General features: G+C 63.7%; 4 protein-coding genes. 2 read left to right on the forward strand and 2 right to left on the reverse strand.

Annotation, left to right across the window (positions count from 1 at the left end; translation table 11 throughout):
- On the forward strand, positions 1-471 hold a 471-nt coding region (locus tag LY13_RS25305), incomplete at its 5' end, for a hypothetical protein (RefSeq protein ID WP_253831071.1).
- Positions 472-1,057: 586 nt separating this feature from the next.
- Here LY13_RS25305 and LY13_RS25310 read toward each other — a convergent pair.
- Entirely contained in the window at positions 1,058-1,855 is a 798-nt protein-coding gene (locus LY13_RS25310; RefSeq protein ID WP_253831072.1) for a transposase family protein, read from the reverse strand.
- Positions 1,856-2,424: 569 nt separating this feature from the next.
- Between LY13_RS25310 and LY13_RS25315 the strand changes: the two genes are divergently transcribed.
- Complete coding sequence (locus tag LY13_RS25315; protein ID WP_253831073.1) at positions 2,425-2,817, forward strand: hypothetical protein; 393 nt, start codon at positions 2,425-2,427, stop codon at positions 2,815-2,817.
- A 114-nt stretch (positions 2,818-2,931) separates the two neighbouring features.
- On the opposite strand, the gene LY13_RS25320 is transcribed toward LY13_RS25315, so the two are convergent.
- Positions 2,932-3,294, reverse strand: a complete 363-nt coding sequence (locus LY13_RS25320) for an integrase core domain-containing protein (protein WP_301299641.1) — start codon at positions 3,292-3,294, stop codon at positions 2,932-2,934.
- Positions 3,295-3,379: the final 85 nt, after the last annotated feature.

The raw sequence follows: 3,379 nt of genomic DNA on the forward strand, positions 1-3,379 counted from the left end.
ATACAGAGCAGTCACTTGTTGGCGGAGGAGTGTGCCGCTGGTGGGCAGGTGCGGCGTAACGGCACCGGCTGGGAATGCACCACCATCGACAGCGGCGGCACCGCCGAACCCGGTACCATCAGCAACGGCGGAGACCGGTCCTACGACTTCAGCGCAGGCACCGGCGAAACCGCAAAGGATGCGAGCGGTGCCGAATCCGCAGTTGCCGGTCGGAACTTGGGGCGCCAGTTGGCCAGTGAGCAGCAGATGTCTGAGGCTGGACGCTCGCTTGCCGGGACTGGAAGTAGAGTCGAGCTGCGAGCATCTGATCGGTTGGCTCGGCAGTATGGGGGCGATCCACGGGACTGGGCCAAGATGGGAAGTACTTGGTCTCGTGGGCGAGATGGCCTTCAGTTCGAGACTCATTGGTACGAGAATGCCCGGTCAGGGTTACGAACAGAGTTCAAGACCAAGTTCTGGTGGATGTCGTGACGCACCGATTCGCGGAGGATCTGAACCTTCTTCTGGCGCGGAGGTTCTTGAGACTCGTTGGCCCGTCCGATGTTATTGGCTGGGCCCAGCGCCTCTTGGCCGATGGCGATACCCAGGAGAGGGTTGTTGCCCTATCGGCTCTGCCAGATGATGCGACTGAGGAGGTGGAATCTCTCCTTGGTGCGCTCGCGGATGATGTGGGCCTGTGTGAGATGACTGAGACCCGGGCCGGCCTGCTTATAGCGGCTCGAGTGGCACGAATGCTTACGAGCGGAGAGATGGAACCGATCGATGCTGCTCGGGAAATGTGGCGCATTTCTCGAGTTGTTCCTTCCGTTGAGCCCGAGTTGCGCGCTTTCATCGGACTTGCAAGCGAGTGGGAGGACGATCCCGAAAACCGGGATGTATACGAAGAGGAGATTCGGACTCACTCGCTTCGGTTGAGTAGTTGGTCAGGGTCGCGATGTGGCAAATAGCAACAGCGCAGAGGGTGTTTGGATCCCAATTTTGGTGCGCTCATCGCGGTCCTTGTCACCCTGCTGGTCAGCGCTACGGCGTCGGCGCCACTGAGCCTTTGCCAACCTGATCATGCGCTGGCGATCATGAGGGTCTGAACTGCGGCGATGAGCTTGTCCGCGGTGTTCGGGCTGGACCGGATCTTGCGCAGGACCCGCCAGTTCTTCAGGTCTGCGTTGACCCGCTCACCCGGCCCGCGGCGGCGGGCGTGGGAGGTGTTCACGTCCTTCTGGAATTGGGAGAGCTTCCGGAACCGGCCGGTGTCCGGGTCCTTGCGCCGACGCCGCTGCGGGACCGCGACCGTCGGGCCGGCGCCCTGATAGGCGGTATCAGCCGCCGCCGAGATCTCGTGCTCGGCCAGCGCGTCGATGATGCCGTGCTCGCGGGCGGCGCCCATGTCGTGCCGTGCCCCGGGAAGCGGCGGGGAGATCCACACCAACCGCCCGCCAGGGTCGGCGATGACCTGCACATTCAGCCCGTGGGCCTTGTGCTTGCCGGAGTAGAACGCGCGGTCGTACCCCGATGCCATACCGACTCGGTCGATGCGCAGCAGGGTGCCGTCGAGGATCACGAACGCCTTCCGGCGTGCGACGTCGATCGCTTGCTCGAGTGTCGGGGCCATGGCGGCGAGCAGGTCGAGGGCCTCCCGGATGTAGCGGTAGACCGTCGAGGTGCCGATCTCGAACCCGCAGGCCAGGTCGGCGTAGGTCTCGCCTTTACGCAGGTAGGCGACTACGAGCAGGGCCTGACGGCCGGCGGGCAGCTTGCGCCAGCGGGTTCGGCGCTCGTTGCGGTGTGATCGAAGCGCGTCGGCGAGCACGCCGAGAGCGCGGCTGGACACGGTCATCCCGGACGGGTAGGACAACACATCGAAGCTCCTGGTTGGACCGACTGATCTAGGCAATCGCCCGTCTACCAGGAGCTTCACCCATTCGAGGTCACGCCACGCCGCACCCGCTCCGACCTGCCCGTCCAGCAGGTTGGCAAAGGCTCACTGGCGCCACAGAGCCCGGTACCATCAGCAGCGGCCAAGGCGAACCCTACGGATTCGGCACAGACACTAGAGTCGCAAACGGTGGCGAGGCGCTCGTTCGGGTCGGCGACTTCGGTTCTGAGGCCTCGGCGTTCAGGCACTACTCGAAGCACGTCAAAGGTGTCGTCCTAGGCCCCAACGGGAGTGCGGCCCTCAAGCGTGGAGGGCCCGATATGCCTGAGTTCTCGAGTTTCGCTCAGTACCGCGGAGCGGCACGGGACTTCATGGGTGGGGGCGCCAGGCCCGGCGTGATCGAGAGAACGAGAGGAACGGACATTCTGCGCGTCGACCCGAACACCGGTTACTTCGGGGTGCGGTCCCATGGCGGCACCATCCGAACCTTCTTCCGCCCGACCGGCCGGGATCCCGTCGACTATTTCTGGAGCCAGTGAAGGGTGCGTCCGATGACACTTCACGAGATGTTTCGATCCACAGTTCAGCCGCAGGGGCTGCGCGTCGAGTGGTCACCGAACCAGTTCGTCGAGGCGTGGAACGACTTCGTCGATCAAGTGATCTCCGGCTACTCGGGGGATCTCTACGAGTACGAAGACGAGCTGACGATTCGCGACGACCTCCAGTTGGCGCTCAGTGACGCTCGACTCCACGGGCTCGACGGTTGGCGACAGCTGGCCGAACGGGTTGCGGCGTCTGATGCGCGGCTACGGGGGCTGCTCACCAACGGTCCCGTGGTTCGACCAGACGCGCCTTGGTGGCGTGAACGTTTGCCGCCCTTCGGAGGCGAGGACCTGGTAGCGGATGCATCCCGACTGTTCAACGTGGATCTTGGCGTTGAATAGCCGTATCAGAGTCTGGTCGGGGATGAGATGAAGCGGGAGACGGGCAGTATCGGAGACAACCCACGGCGCAGCCCCACCAAGATCTGAATCGCCCCAGCTTTCGAGGAGGCTCGGTTACGTGGAACCAGCCCCGGTCGGGACCGGTGTCTGACGGTACTGCCCGGAGCTGAAGGTGGCCCAGTGGTCGGAATCGAACTCGGCTGGTGGGACGTGCCCGATCTCGCCGTGAAGGCGCCTGTGGTTGAACCAGTCGACGTATTCGGCGACCGCGATCTCGACGTCGGTCACGTTCTTCCAGCCGCCGTTGGGCCTCATCGCCGGGTTACGGATGCACTCGGCTTTGAACAGCGAGTTCAGCGCCTCTGCCATCGCGTTGTCGTAGGAGTCGCTGCGCGATCCAACGGATGCGACGGCCTCCGCCTCGGCGAGCCTCTCGCTGTAGCGAATGGCTCGATACTGAACACTGGGCTGTGTCAAAGATTTTGGACAGTTCCTCTGGTTTCTGCTGGTTAGGCCGCTGCTGTTGCGGGGGCGTGGTGGGCTTGTAGGGCTTCGGCTGGGG

The sequence above is a fragment of the Prauserella aidingensis genome (assembly GCF_024171865.1).
Lineage (GTDB): Bacteria > Actinomycetota > Actinomycetes > Mycobacteriales > Pseudonocardiaceae > Prauserella > Prauserella aidingensis.

What these genes read in the sequence shown, in the direction of transcription:
- LY13_RS25315 (WP_253831073.1), top strand. Translation starts at nt 2,425, where the DNA reads ATGACACTTCACGAGATGTTTCGATCCACAGTTCAGCCGCAGGGGCTG.